The sequence below is a fragment of the Rhizobium sp. BK650 genome, assembly GCF_014195325.1.
GTDB lineage: Bacteria > Pseudomonadota > Alphaproteobacteria > Rhizobiales > Rhizobiaceae > Rhizobium.
On the sequence record NZ_JACIBK010000007.1, the window covers coordinates 332,161 to 344,853 of the forward strand.

Sequence of the window (12,693 nt, forward strand, 5' to 3'; positions counted from 1 at the left end):
GAGTGATTCTAGAAGAGAACGTGAACCGTTTTGACTGAGCAAACACCCCCCGGCGGCGGGAAGCTCCCGCCAGGCATCGAGCCGATCTCCATTATGGAGGAAATGCAGCGGTCGTATCTCGATTACGCGATGAGCGTTATCGTGTCCCGCGCGCTTCCCGACGTGCGCGACGGCTTGAAGCCCGTGCATCGGCGCATCCTCTACGGCATGTCCGAGCTCGGCATCGACTGGAACAAGAAATACGTCAAATGCGCCCGCGTCACCGGGGACGTGATGGGTAAATACCATCCCCATGGCAACGCAGCGATTTACGATGCGCTCGCACGCATGGCGCAGGACTGGTCGCTCCGCCTGCCGCTCATCGACGGCCAGGGCAATTTCGGTTCTGTCGATGGCGACCCTCCGGCGGCCGAACGTTACACCGAATGCCGCCTGCAGAAGGCCGCCCATTCGCTGCTCGACGACCTCGACAAGGAAACGGTCGACTTCCGCGACAACTATGACGGCACGCTCTCCGAGCCGGTCGTGGTCCCAGCCAAGTTCCCGAACCTGCTGGTCAATGGTGCGGGCGGCATTGCCGTCGGCATGGCGACCAACATTCCGCCGCATAACCTTTCGGAAGTCATCGACGGCTGTATTGCGCTGATCAATGATCCGGCGATCGAGCTGCCGGAACTGATGCAGATCATTCCTGGGCCCGACTTCCCGACAGGAGCCAAGATTCTCGGCCGCTCCGGCATCCGTTCAGCCTACGAAACCGGCCGCGGTTCCGTCGTTATGCGCGGTGTCGCCACCATCGAGCCGATGCGTGGCGACCGTGAACAGATCATCATCACCGAAATCCCCTATCAGGTGAACAAGGCGACGATGATCGAGAAGATGGCCGAACTGGTGCGCGAAAAGCGCATCGAAGGCATCTCGGATCTGCGCGACGAGTCCGACCGCCAAGGCTACCGCGTTGTCGTTGAGCTGAAGCGCGACGCCAATGCCGACGTCATTCTGAACCAGCTCTATCGCTACACGCCGCTACAGACCTCCTTCGGCTGCAACATGGTGGCGCTAAACGGCGGCAAGCCGGAACAGTTGACGCTGCTCGACATGCTCCGCGCTTTCGTGTCCTTCCGCGAGGAAGTCGTTAGCCGGAGAACGAAATTCCTCCTCCGCAAGGCGCGCGAACGCGCCCACGTCTTGGTCGGTCTGGCAATTGCCGTTGCCAATATCGACGAAGTCATCCGCGTCATCCGCCAGGCGCCCGACCCGCAGTCGGCCCGTGAAGAACTGATGACCCGTCGCTGGCCGGCGGAGGATGTCGAAAGCCTGATCCGTCTTATCGACGATCCGCGCCACCGCATCAACGAAGACTTGACCTACAATCTCTCGGAAGAGCAGGCCCGCGCGATCCTCGAGTTGCGTCTCGCTCGTTTGACGGCCCTCGGCCGCGACGAAATCGGCGATGAACTCAATAAGATAGGCGAGGAAATCAAGGACTACCTCGATATCCTCTCGTCGCGTGTCCGCATCCAGACCATCGTCAAGGACGAGCTGATTGCCGTTCGCGACGAGTTCGGCACACCGCGCCGCACCGAGATCATCGACGGCGGTCTCGAAATGGACGATGAAGACCTCATCGCCCGCGAAGACATGGTCGTGACCGTCTCGCATCTCGGCTATATCAAGCGCGTGCCGTTGACGACCTATCGTGCGCAGCGCCGCGGTGGCAAGGGCCGCTCCGGCATGACCACGCGCGACGAAGATTTTGTAAGCCGGCTATTTGTGGTCAACACTCACACGCCTGTTCTGTTCTTCTCGTCACGCGGCATCGTCTATAAGGAAAAGGTCTGGCGCCTACCCATCGGCACGCCGACCTCGCGTGGCAAGGCGCTCATCAACATGCTGCCGCTCGAACCCGGCGAACGCATTACGACGATCCTACCGCTGCCCGAGGATGAGGACAGCTGGGATAATCTCGACGTCATGTTCTCGACGACGCGCGGCACGGTTCGCCGCAACAAGCTGTCGGATTTCGTCCAGGTGAATCGCAACGGCAAGATCGCCATGAAGCTGGACGAGGAGGGTGATGAAATCCTCTCCGTCGAGACTTGCACGGATCAGGACGACGTCCTTCTCACGACTGCACTCGGCCAGTGCATCCGCTTCCCGGTCGATGATGTCCGCGTCTTTGCCGGCCGCAACTCGATCGGTGTGCGCGGCATCAACCTCGGCGATGGCGATCGCATCATTTCGATGACGATCGTCGGCCATGTCGATGCCGAGCCGTGGGAGCGTGCTGCTTATCTCAAACGCTCGGCCGCCGAGCGTCGTGCGACGGGCGTGGACGAAGAGGATATCGCTCTGGTCGGTGAAGAAGTCACCGAAGGGGGACAGCTCTCCGACGAACGCTACGAAGAGCTGAAGGCACGCGAGCAGTTCGTGCTGACGGTCTCGGAAAAGGGCTTCGGCAAACGCTCGTCCTCTTACGATTTCCGCATCTCCGGCCGCGGGGGCAAGGGTATCCGCGCCACTGACACGTCGAAAACGGGCGAGATCGGCGAACTCGTCGCCGCCTTCCCTATCGACGACGGCGACCAGATCATGCTCGTCTCGGATGGCGGCCAGCTGATCCGCGTTCCGGTCGGCGGCATCCGTATCGCCAGCCGCGCTACCAAGGGTGTCACGATCTTCTCCACTGCCAAGGACGAGAAGGTTGTCTCCGTCGAGCGCATCAGCGAGCCGGAGGAAGAAGAGACAGCGGAAAACGGTGACGAAGCCGTAGTTTCCGATGGCGAAGCTCCTGTCTCGGGCGAAGCTGACGAAACCCCATCGACTGAATAATTCACCACATTCACTTCGCAAACCGGGCGGCCTCTGCCGCCCGGTTTTTTTATTGCACTATGAAGAGCTTGCCGGTTGATGTTGTGGGCAGGTGGACGAGGCGAGGGGTGCGGGCCGGCATTCGGCAGCGGCGGTGTTGCTGCGGGACGGCTTCTGGCAGAGCCGCAAAGCGATTCCGTTCGGCCCTCCCTGTAGAACTTCCCGCTGAAGATGACATGACCATTCTCGATGACGCGGCAGAGCTGACATCGACCCGGATCCCCTGCCGCTGCGAAAGAGCGGCCTCGCGCTGCGCCATGTCGTCGACATGAAAAAAGCCGGATGCAGAACATCCGGCTTGTATTTCTGTATTTCTACTTCCGGTTCAGGAGTCGTGCTTAAAAGACGCTATGCCTCTCCTTCAGCGACTTTCCTTCTTTGCTCTCACGGCGCAGCGCGGAAATCGTCGAGGTCACCGACACTATGAACATGATGCTGATGAGTGCTGTCAGGACTGTCAGGATCGTGAACATGGTGGCGTTCCTTTCTGGAGAGTTGCGTTCCTGCTCCTCAGTACTGGCCGAGAACGCTTACGGAGCGAGCCGAAGCATAGGGGCCATATACCTTGGAAACATTAATCTTCTGGCTGTCATAGAGAGCGATTGTGGCAGTCAGCATGCCCGTTACCATTACCATCCAAAGCACGTTAATCATGGCGATCTTGCCAGGCATGTTCATTCCCTTCCTGCCGCGCTTCCGCATTTCGTATGTGTCGATCAAGTGAACGCATCCGTCTTAAAATGGTTCCCGTCGGATGTTGACGGGGGGTTTACCAACCGTGTTCTGAAGCGACCTTGAATGCCTTGTTCATCTGCCGTTCAGAATTCAAATCGATTAGAACGCATGCCGCCAACCTGACGCATGATGGCCGCATGTTCGTTGATATCCCGTCGGACCCAAAGCTGGCGCCGATTAGCGACATAACCGTAGAAAAGTTCTGCAATCAGCGAGAAACTAACGGCCATTGCAATCAGGATAATCAGCATGATCAGGGTCTTTCCGGGAGCGACGCTGCCGGGACCGGCGGCGTTTGCGCTGATGGTCCGAGTAAAACAGATCGCATCTGAGCAGGCCTTGAACGCTCCGTTCATTCATCATTCAGCCGCCTCAGCGGCACGGCTAAATGACTTGCGGCAAAGAGGCTTCCATGACAAAAGGCGTGAAACAAACGGCCGGGCCAGATGACGACAGCTTTCTATCCGGGGTCCTTCGACCCGATCACCAATGGACACGTTGACGTACTGGTACAGGCGCTCAACGTTGCCGAGAAAGTGATTGTCGCGATCGGCATACACCCCGGGAAGGCACCATTATTTTCGTTCGACGAGAAGGCTGCGTTGATCCGTGCGTCGCTGGCGGAGGTGCTGCCGGAAAAGAGTGCACATATCGATGTCGTCTCGTTCGATAATCTCGTCGTCGATGCCGCCCGCCTGCATCATGCAAGTCTGCTGATCCGCGGCCTGCGTGACGGCACCGATCTCGATTATGAAATGCAGATGGCCGGCATGAACCGGCAGATGGCGCCCGATATCCAGACCATTTTTCTGCCGGCAGGCACGGCCTCGCGGCCCATTACCGCCACATTGGTGCGACAGATCGCAGCTATGGGCGGCGATGTCAGCGCCTTCGTGCCGACAGCCGTCTTGCAAGCACTGAAATCCAAGCGCAAAGCCTAGTCGGCAACGCCTCAACGGAGCACACATGAAACTCTTCCATCTTGCATTTGCCGGCGTGCTTTATCTCGTCTCCTTCGCAGGCGACGCCTTCGCGCAGGCCGCCGATCATTATGTCACTATCCAGTTGAAGAGCGGTCCGGTTGTCATTCAGTTGATGCCTGATGTGGCGCCGAAGCACGTGGCGCAGATCGAGGCGCTGGTGAAGAAGGGCGAATATGACAATGTCGCCTTCCACCGCGTCATCCCCGGCTTCATGGCCCAGACCGGCGATGTGAAGTATGGCAACATGGAAAAGAACTTCGATGCAAGCCTTGCCGGCACCGGCGGTTCCGACCTGCCCGATCTTCCGGCGGAATTCTCCAAGACGCCCTTCGTCCGCGGTACGGTTGGCATGGCGCGTGCGCAGGATCCGAACTCCGCCAATTCACAGTTCTTCATCATGTTCGCCGATGGCTCCTTCCTGAACGGTCAATACACGGTCGTCGGCAAGGTTGTTTCTGGCATGGAAAATGTCGACAAGATCAAGAAGGGCGAAGGCCAGAACGGCGAAGTCAGCAATCCCGACCGCATGATCAAGGTCACGCTGGGCAAGAAGTAAGTTCAAGACGAGAAGGAGAATGACAATGGCCGAGATCAAGGATCCGGAAAACACCATCATTCTGGAAACCACCAAGGGCAAAGTTGTCATCCAGCTTCTGCCGCAGGTCGCCCCAGAGCACGTCAAGCGCATCAAGGAACTCGCCCGCGAGAAGGCCTATGACGGCGTCGTTTTTCACCGCGTCATCGCCGATTTCATGGCGCAGACCGGCGACGTGGAGTTCGGCAAGAAGGGTGGCGAGAACTTCAACCCGGGCCGTGCCGGCATGGGTGGTTCTTCCAAGGACGACCTGAAGGCCGAATTTTCGGCAACGCCGCATGTCCGCGGCACCTGCTCGATGGCCCGTTCGCAGAACCCGAACTCGGCGAACTCCCAGTTCTTTATCTGCTTCACCGACGCTCCGTGGCTGAACAAGCAGTACTCGGTCTGGGGTCAGGTCATCGAAGGCATGGATAACGTGGACAAGATCAAGAAGGGTGAGCCCGTCTCCGATCCAGATTCGATCGTCTCGATGCGGGTTGCCGCCGACGTCTGATTGTGATTTCTGCTGGAACCCGCCCTTGCGCGCGAGCGCGGGGCGGGTTTCGCTTTGCCTGAAAGTACCTCAATGCGCGTAGACCTCTTCGATTTCGACTTGCCGGATGAACGCATTGCGCTGCGGCCCGCCGAGCCGCGCGACAGCGCGCGCCTGCTTGTCGTCGATCCAAACGGGCAGCCGGTTCTTTCCGATCATCATGTCTTCGACTTGCCGTCCTTCCTGCGGGCGGGCGATGCACTGGTCTTCAACGACACCAAGGTCATTCCGGCCCAGCTTGAGGGCATTCGCCATCGTGAAGGTGCCGGCGGTCAGCAGGTTTCGGCCACGCTTCACATGCGGATCAGCGCCAACAAGTGGAAAGCCTTCGCCAAGCCCGGCAAGCGCATCAAGGAAGGCGACCGTATCGCCTTCGGCCATGGCGGCGAAAGCTGCATGATCGGCTCGCTCGATGCGACCGTCGAGGAAAAGGGTGACGCCGGCGAAGTAACGCTCGCCTTCGATCTCTCCGGACCCGCGTTGGATGAGGCCATTGCCAGCGTCGGCCATATTCCGCTGCCGCCCTATATCGCCGCAAAGCGTCCGGAGGACGAACGCGACCGCGCCGATTACCAGACCATCTACGCGCGGGAGGAGGGCGCCGTCGCCGCCCCGACCGCCGGTCTGCACTTCACGCCCGGCCTTTTCGAGGCACTGGACAGGGCTGGCATCGAGCGGCATTTCGTGACGCTGCATGTCGGCGCCGGTACCTTCCTGCCAGTCAAGGCCGACGATACCGACGATCACAAGATGCATCTCGAAAGCGGCTATGTCAGCGCCGAGATCGCTGCGAAGCTGAATGCCGTCAAGGCAAGGGGTGGACGCGTCGTCTGCGTCGGCACGACCTCGCTGCGGCTGATCGAGAGCGCCGCCGAAGAGAGCGGCGAGATCAAGCCCTGGGCGGACGCGACAGGCATCTTCATCACGCCTGGTTACCGCTTCAAGGCGGTCGATATACTGATGACCAATTTCCACCTGCCGCGCTCGACTCTCTTCATGCTGGTCTCGGCCTTCGCCGGTTTCGAGACCATGCACGCGGCCTATACGCATGCGATTTCGACAGGCTACCGCTTCTATTCCTACGGCGACGCGAGCCTTCTTTTCCGGAAAGACCGATGACCACTGAGAATTTCCAGTTCACCCTGAAGAAGACCGATGGCGGCGCTCGCCTCGGTGAAGTTTCCATGCCGCGCGGCACCATCCGCACGCCGGCCTTCATGCCTGTCGGCACGGTCGGCACGGTCAAGGCCATGTATCTCGACCAAGTGCGCGAGACCGGCGCCGACATCATTCTTGGCAATACCTATCACCTGATGCTCCGCCCGACAGCCGAGCGTGTCGCCCGTCTCGGCGGCCTGCATAAGCTCATCCGCTGGGACCATCCGATCCTGACGGATTCCGGGGGCTTTCAGGTCATGTCTCTGTCAGGCCTGCGCAAGCTCGACGAGCAGGGCGTGACCTTCAAGTCGCATGTCGACGGCAGCCTGCATCACATGTCGCCGGAGCGCTCGATCGAGATCCAGGGGCTGCTTGGCTCCGATATCCAGATGCAGCTCGACGAATGCGTGGCATTGCCGGCTGAGCCCAAGGAAATCGAGCGCGCCATGGAGCTTTCGCTGCGCTGGGCCGAGCGTTGCAAGGTCGCGTTCGGCAACCAGCCGGGCAAGGCGATGTTCGGTATTGTCCAGGGTGGTGACGTGCCGGCCCTGCGTGTCCGTTCGGCCGAAGAACTGGCAAAGCTCGACCTCAAGGGCCACGCGGTCGGCGGTCTTGCAGTCGGCGAGCCGCAGGACGTCATGTTGAAGATGCTCGAAGAGACGCTTCCAGTCCTGCCCGGCGAAAAGCCGCGTTACCTCATGGGCGTCGGCACACCCGACGACATCCTGAAATCCGTTGCCCGTGGTATCGACATGTTCGACTGCGTCATGCCGACCCGCTCGGGCCGTCACGGTCTGGCCTTTACCCGCCGCGGCAAAGTCAATATCCGCAACGCCCGCCATGCGGAGGATATGCGCCCGCTCGACGAACAGTCGAACTGCCCGGCGACGCGCGACTATTCCCGCGCCTATCTCCACCATCTCGTCCGCGCCAACGAAGCGCTCGGCGGCATGCTGCTCTCCTGGCACAATCTGAACTATTATCAGGAACTGATGCAGGGTATCCGCAAGGCGATTGCCGAAGATCGCTTCGCCGATTTCATGGCGGAAACGATCGAGGAATGGGCGAAGGGCGATCTCGAACCCGTTTGATCAAATGCCCTTGCTGTCGGCATTCGGCACGATCTGCACGCCGTTGATCTTGAGGCTGCCGTCAGGCTGACGAGCGACCTGATAGATCGCCGTCCAGTCCTTGCCGTCGCGGCCGGAAATCAGCACTTCCTGATAGATCATGGCGCCGTCGTCGATCGATCTGCTGCGCCCGAAGGCATAGTTGCCGGGGTGATAGACCGGCTCGTAGCTTTTCTTCACCATCGCGAAGAAGACGTTTTTGTCTGGATACATGGCCTTGATGCCGGGCGCAGCAAACGAGTAGGCGGTGTCCGCGTCGTCCTTGAGGAATGCTCTGATCTGCTCCTCGATCATTGTCTGTGTTGCCTGCACGGGATCTTCGGCGCGGGCCGCCATGCCTGACATCAAGGATACAGCACACAGAACCAACACTGCGAAGAAGGTGCGCATAGGATCATCTCCGGCTATGTCAGCAGAAGTCTAGGCTATTTTGCGCGCAAGGAAAGAGCCCGATAAATCCAGGGCCTCAGGACAAGCGGCGGAAGAGGGCGCTGGCATTGACGCCGCCGAATCCGAAGCCGTTGGTGATAGCATATTCCATCGCCACCTTGCGGGCCACTTTGCCCACGAGCTGGATGCCCTCGGCTGCCGGATCGGCCGTCACCAGATTGCGTGTCGGCGGTGCAATCTGGTCGCGCAGCGCCAGGATGGTGAAGATGGCTTCGAGCCCGCCGGCAGCCCCCAGGAGATGGCCGGTCGCCGATTTCGTGGCGCTGACGGCAATACCGCCATCGCGGCCGAAGACCGTTCCGATTGCAGCGATTTCACCCTTGTCACCGACCGGTGTCGATGTCGCATGGGCATTGAGATGCTTGACCTCAGAGGCTGGAATTCTCGCCTGCCGCAGAGCCGCCTCCATCGCCCGGCGGGCGCCATCACCATCTTCCGGTCCGGCGGTCATGTGATAGGCATCGGCGGCCGTACCGTAGCCGACGAGCTCGGCAAGCGGTGTCGCGCCGCGTGCCAGGGCGTGTTCCAGTGTTTCGATGACGAGAACGCCCGCGCCTTCGCCCATCACGAAGCCGTCGCGTGCCGTATCGAAGGGGCGGGAGGCCAGTTCAGGCCTGTCGTTGAAGCCGGTCGAGAGTGCGCGGCCGCGGCAAAGCCACCGAGGCTCACCTTGTCTATGCAGGCTTCCGAACCGCCGCAGATCGCAACGTCAGCCTCGCCTGACCGGATCAGCCGGGCCGCATCGCCGATCGCCTGTACGCTTGCTGCACAGGCCGTCACCGGCGCGCCGAGCGGACCCTTGAAGCCGTAACGGATGCTCACCTGGCCGGCAGCGAGATTGACGAGGAAGGAAGGCACGGTGAAAGGTGAGAGCCGCCGCACGCCACGCGTCTCGGCCGTGCGCACGGCATCGGCGATCGCCGGAAAGCCACCGACGCCGGAGGCGATGATCGTCGCAGTCCGCTCTCGCGCGTCGACGCTGTCGGGCATCCAGCCGGCCTGGCGCACCGCTTCGTCTGTAGCCATCATCGCGAATTGGATGAATCGATCCATCTTCTTCTGGTCCTTGGCCGGAACGGCGCGATCGGGATCGAAACCCGCTTCGATGTCATCCTCGATGGAGGGAACGACCCCGCCGACCTTGGCGGCGAGATCGCCGACCACATTCTCTGGCAGCGCGCGCAGCCCGGAACCGCCTGCGACGAGCCGGTTCCATGCGGCCTCGACGCCAACGCCAAGCGGCGAGACAAGTCCCATTCCGGTGACAACAATGCGATCCATGGATGTGTCCTTTCTAAAGCAATTCCAGCAAAAGTGCGAAGCAGGTTTGCGTTCGGAACTGTGTAAAAACAAAGAGATAGAGCAACGGAAATGCTCCTAGGCGTCGATGCCGAGGTAGTAGGCGCGCATCCGGGCGATCCGTTCACGGTCGCCATCGTCAGCGGCTGGTCCCGGCAGCAGGCAGGTATTTTCGGGGTTCAGTTCTTCGCCGCTGGCCGCATCCACCAGCACGGCACGACGTTCCTCGCCGGAGGTGGCATTGCCGAGCAGGAAGGCAAGATCCTCTTGCGGAACGTGCCGGCGTCCCCAGGAAAACAGGGCCATCAGAACGGGAAAGAAATCGCGTCCCTTGTCGGTCAGCACATATTCGTAGCGGGCAGGGCGCTCATGATAGAGGCGCTTCTCGAACAGCCCCTCTTCGATCAGATGCGCGAGGCGCCGTGTCAGGATATTCGGCGCAACACCGAGGCTCTTCTGGAATTCATCGAAGCGCGTCAGTCCATGAAAGGCATCGCGAAGGATCATCATGCTCCACCAGTCGCCGACGCTATCGAGCGCGCGGGCGGCCGGGCATTTGAAATTGGCGAAGCTTGTTCGTTGCATGATGCAAGTCACTACAGAAGTCACTTGCATCATGCAAGTGACTAATTCATGTGTTATCCCGCTCGAAGATCCGCGCCAGAACAGCACCGGTTACAAGAACGCCGGCTGCTACGAAAATCGTATCGCCGGGCGTGCCGATATAGAGCGGTCCGACATTGGCAAAGAGCAGGAAGGCGACGAGGAAGTTGAACCATCCCCAGGCGACGTTGGTCACCGACGAGCTGAGCTTCGTGCCCTTCAGACGAACGAAAGGTGTGCGGAAGGGCCGGCCGCTGACACCGTTGACAAAATGCGGCACACCATTGGTCAGGAATGCAGCAGCGATAAAATGAACAACATAAGCGATCCAGGGCAATGGTCTCTCCGCTTGGCTGATGGGGCTGCCGATAATGTTGGGCTTGGCAGGCAGAGGGCAAGAAAAAGGGCTCCCGAAAGGAGCCCTACGCAGGTCCGCCGCTTTGAAAACATCAGGTTCCGATTTCAAAGGAACAGGAAGTCGTCGTGATGAAGCGTCGCCAGGTTGGAAAGCGTCGCAACCTGCACAGCCGCACCGCGTCCGCTTCCGTCCGCATCGTAGAAGAGCTTTCCGGTCGTCTGGTCGTAGATCAGTCTGTCGTCCGAATCCAAAGCCTTGGTGCCCAGCACGAAATTCGCGGCGGAAAAATTCGCTGGATCGATAGCGGTGAAAACCTGGTGGTTGAGCGCAATTTTGTCGCCGGCGCTTTCCGAAAAATCTTCGATCTTGTCGATGTTGTTGTAAGCATTGGGTTTACAGTCGAAGACGAAAGTGTCGGCTCCAGCCCCGCCATTCAGGATATCGTTGCCGTTGCCGCCGATCAGCTGGTCGTTCCCAGTGCCGCCCGACAGCACGTTGCCTCCACTGTTGCCGGTCAGCACATTGTTTTCACCATTGCCGATGGCATTGATCGCTGACGAGCCTGTGAGCGTCAGATTTTCGACTGTTCCGAGAGCATTCTCCAGATTGAAGGATATGGAGGCATTGACGGTGTCGTTGCCACCGCCGCCTGTTTCGTCGACGATATCGCCTGTCGAATCCACTTTGTACGTGTCGTTGCCGAGGCCGCCGATCATCCGGTCTTCACCTCTGCCGCCATCGAAGTTGTTGTCGCCGGAATTGCCTGTAAGAACGTTGTTCATGACGTTGCCGGTCGCATTGATATTATCGTTGCCCAACAGGGTGAGGTTCTCGACAGTTCCAGTCACGTGGTCCTTGTCCAGCAGGCTGAGCGAGACATAGGATTTGATGGTATCATTGCCAGAGCCGCCAGCTTCGATCACCACGTCATAGATGCTGTCGACGATATAGGTATCGTCACCGCCGCCGCCCTTCATGTTGTCTGCGCCCACGCCGCCATCCAGCACGTTGGCTCCGTAGTTGCCGACGAGAGTATTGGCGAGTTCATTGCCAGTCGCGTTGATGTTGGCGTTGCCCGTCAGCGTCAGGTTCTCGATGGCGCCGATCGCGTGCGCCGAATCCGCCAGGCTGAAGCTGATCGACGATAGGACGGTATCGGTTCCTCCGCCCCGGCTCTCATCGACGACGTCGAGAGGGGAGGTGATGGTGAAAGTGTCGTCACCGGTGCTGCCGTAGAAGTGGTGGGGGTCTGGCGCGATGGCTCCGCCTGTTGTTCCGGTTCCCCCTGCACCCGTCGCTCCCGCTATATTGATGATGATCGGATGGTCGATCACATCGACATTGAGGGAGGATATGTTGCTGAAGCTTTTTACCGGTTGGTCGCCCGTCAGCGGATCATAGACCTGAACCGTACCGAAGGCGCCGCCCAGACTGACATTGACATTCGTCGCTGACGCCTGGATCGCCGTGTCCGAAGTCTGGTTCCAGATATCCGGCTCGTTCCAGATGATGATCTGGTAGCTACCGTCCGATTTTTCCGTCAGGTAGCTGCGTGCCGTCGCCGGCAGCCCGCTAATCGAATAATTGAGTGCGCCCGGATTGAAGGTCGCCTGCGTCGCGCCGTCATCGGCGAGAATTTCTGTCAGATTGTGAATTGCCGTTGCGGCCGGCTTGGCAGAGTAATCCAGCCGGAACAGCCCGAAATGTTTTTCCTGGTCGGAGCCCTGTGGATCTGCATAAGCATCGAGAAGCTGGTAGATGAAGGTGTCCTTCGATCCGAGAAAGGCGCCGTCCATAAGTGTGTTGAGAAGCAGTTTTGCCTGCGTCGTCTCGTCGACGCCTTCCCATCCGCCGTTGGTATCGGCCGTCAGCGACGTGTGGTAGCCGGTCTCGGTGATCGTCAGCGGCTTGCCGGTGTCGGCGCTCATCTGATCGCTGGATTCGCGTTGCAGCCAGGAAAAGGGCTGATCGCCCTC

General features: G+C 59.8%; 13 protein-coding genes and 1 pseudogene. 6 read left to right on the top strand and 8 right to left on the bottom strand.

Annotation, left to right across the window (positions count from 1 at the left end):
- The first annotated feature begins 30 nt into the window (after window positions 1-30).
- The gene (gyrA, locus tag FHX15_RS19190; protein WP_184399888.1) at window positions 31-2,832 is read left to right on the top strand and encodes a DNA gyrase subunit A; all 2,802 of its coding nucleotides are present in this window, start codon (window positions 31-33) and stop codon (window positions 2,830-2,832) included.
- A gap of 377 nt (window positions 2,833-3,209) precedes the next feature.
- Here gyrA and FHX15_RS31490 read toward each other — a convergent pair whose 3' ends face one another.
- The 3 genes from FHX15_RS31490 to FHX15_RS19200 form a co-directional block, all read right to left on the bottom strand.
- A complete protein-coding gene (locus FHX15_RS31490) occupies window positions 3,210-3,344 on the bottom strand; it encodes a hypothetical protein (protein ID WP_281413820.1) in 135 nt (44 codons plus the stop codon).
- Window positions 3,345-3,381: 37 nt separating this feature from the next.
- Window positions 3,382-3,591, bottom strand: a complete 210-nt coding sequence (locus FHX15_RS19195) for a hypothetical protein (RefSeq protein WP_184399934.1) — start codon at window positions 3,589-3,591, stop codon at window positions 3,382-3,384.
- Window positions 3,592-3,689: 98 nt separating this feature from the next.
- Window positions 3,690-3,962 (bottom strand): hypothetical protein, encoded by a 273-nt coding sequence (locus FHX15_RS19200; RefSeq protein ID WP_184399890.1) that lies wholly within the window; start codon window positions 3,960-3,962, stop codon window positions 3,690-3,692.
- A 90-nt stretch (window positions 3,963-4,052) separates the two neighbouring features.
- Between FHX15_RS19200 and coaD the strand changes: the two genes are divergently transcribed.
- The 5 genes from coaD (at window position 4,053) to tgt (ending at window position 7,968) form a co-directional block, all read left to right on the top strand.
- Window positions 4,053-4,547 carry a pantetheine-phosphate adenylyltransferase gene (gene coaD, locus FHX15_RS19205; RefSeq protein ID WP_184399892.1) on the top strand — a complete coding sequence of 165 codons (495 nt, stop codon included), beginning with the start codon at window positions 4,053-4,055 and terminating at the stop codon, window positions 4,545-4,547.
- A 25-nt stretch (window positions 4,548-4,572) separates the two neighbouring features.
- Complete coding sequence (locus FHX15_RS19210; RefSeq protein WP_184399894.1) at window positions 4,573-5,145, top strand: peptidylprolyl isomerase; 573 nt, start codon at window positions 4,573-4,575, stop codon at window positions 5,143-5,145.
- 25 nt (window positions 5,146-5,170) lie between these two features.
- Window positions 5,171-5,680 carry a peptidylprolyl isomerase gene (locus FHX15_RS19215; RefSeq protein ID WP_184399896.1) on the top strand — a complete coding sequence of 170 codons (510 nt, stop codon included), beginning with the start codon at window positions 5,171-5,173 and terminating at the stop codon, window positions 5,678-5,680.
- Between the two features lie 72 nt (window positions 5,681-5,752).
- Window positions 5,753-6,838, top strand: coding sequence for a tRNA preQ1(34) S-adenosylmethionine ribosyltransferase-isomerase QueA (queA, locus tag FHX15_RS19220; protein WP_184399898.1), 1,086 nt, complete (start codon window positions 5,753-5,755; stop codon window positions 6,836-6,838).
- The gene (gene tgt / locus FHX15_RS19225) at window positions 6,835-7,968 is read left to right on the top strand and encodes a tRNA guanosine(34) transglycosylase Tgt (RefSeq protein ID WP_184399900.1); all 1,134 of its coding nucleotides are present in this window, start codon (window positions 6,835-6,837) and stop codon (window positions 7,966-7,968) included. The genes queA and tgt overlap by 4 nt, the downstream gene beginning before the upstream one ends.
- Here the strand turns inward: tgt and FHX15_RS19230 are convergent, their stop codons facing one another.
- The 5 genes and pseudogenes from FHX15_RS19230 to FHX15_RS19250 form a co-directional block, all read right to left on the bottom strand.
- The gene (locus tag FHX15_RS19230; RefSeq protein ID WP_184399902.1) at window positions 7,969-8,397 is read right to left on the bottom strand and encodes a DUF4864 domain-containing protein; all 429 of its coding nucleotides are present in this window, start codon (window positions 8,395-8,397) and stop codon (window positions 7,969-7,971) included.
- A 76-nt stretch (window positions 8,398-8,473) separates the two neighbouring features.
- Window positions 8,474-9,738 (bottom strand): annotated as a pseudogene (fabF, locus tag FHX15_RS19235) (beta-ketoacyl-ACP synthase II).
- A 96-nt stretch (window positions 9,739-9,834) separates the two neighbouring features.
- The gene (locus FHX15_RS19240; protein ID WP_184399904.1) at window positions 9,835-10,341 is read right to left on the bottom strand and encodes a winged helix-turn-helix transcriptional regulator; all 507 of its coding nucleotides are present in this window, start codon (window positions 10,339-10,341) and stop codon (window positions 9,835-9,837) included.
- Between the two features lie 46 nt (window positions 10,342-10,387).
- Window positions 10,388-10,696 carry a hypothetical protein gene (locus tag FHX15_RS19245; RefSeq protein ID WP_184399906.1) on the bottom strand — a complete coding sequence of 103 codons (309 nt, stop codon included), beginning with the start codon at window positions 10,694-10,696 and terminating at the stop codon, window positions 10,388-10,390.
- 125 nt (window positions 10,697-10,821) lie between these two features.
- The coding region (locus FHX15_RS19250) for a calcium-binding protein (protein ID WP_184399908.1) at window positions 10,822-12,693 on the bottom strand (1,872 nt) is incomplete at its 5' end.

Bases quoted from the DNA above. Each gene is read 5' to 3' on its own strand.
- tgt (WP_184399900.1), top strand. From the start codon at position 6,835: ATGACCACTGAGAATTTCCAGTTCACCCTGAAGAAGACCGATGGCGGC.
- coaD (WP_184399892.1), top strand. From the start codon at position 4,053: ATGACGACAGCTTTCTATCCGGGGTCCTTCGACCCGATCACCAATGGA.
- queA (WP_184399898.1), top strand. From the start codon at position 5,753: ATGCGCGTAGACCTCTTCGATTTCGACTTGCCGGATGAACGCATTGCG.
- FHX15_RS19215 (WP_184399896.1), top strand. From the start codon at position 5,171: ATGGCCGAGATCAAGGATCCGGAAAACACCATCATTCTGGAAACCACC.
- FHX15_RS19240 (WP_184399904.1), bottom strand. From the start codon at position 10,341: ATGCAACGAACAAGCTTCGCCAATTTCAAATGCCCGGCCGCCCGCGCG.
- FHX15_RS19210 (WP_184399894.1), top strand. From the start codon at position 4,573: ATGAAACTCTTCCATCTTGCATTTGCCGGCGTGCTTTATCTCGTCTCC.
- FHX15_RS19200 (WP_184399890.1), bottom strand. From the start codon at position 3,962: ATGAACGGAGCGTTCAAGGCCTGCTCAGATGCGATCTGTTTTACTCGG.
- FHX15_RS31490 (WP_281413820.1), bottom strand. From the start codon at position 3,344: ATGTTCACGATCCTGACAGTCCTGACAGCACTCATCAGCATCATGTTC.
- FHX15_RS19230 (WP_184399902.1), bottom strand. From the start codon at position 8,397: ATGCGCACCTTCTTCGCAGTGTTGGTTCTGTGTGCTGTATCCTTGATG.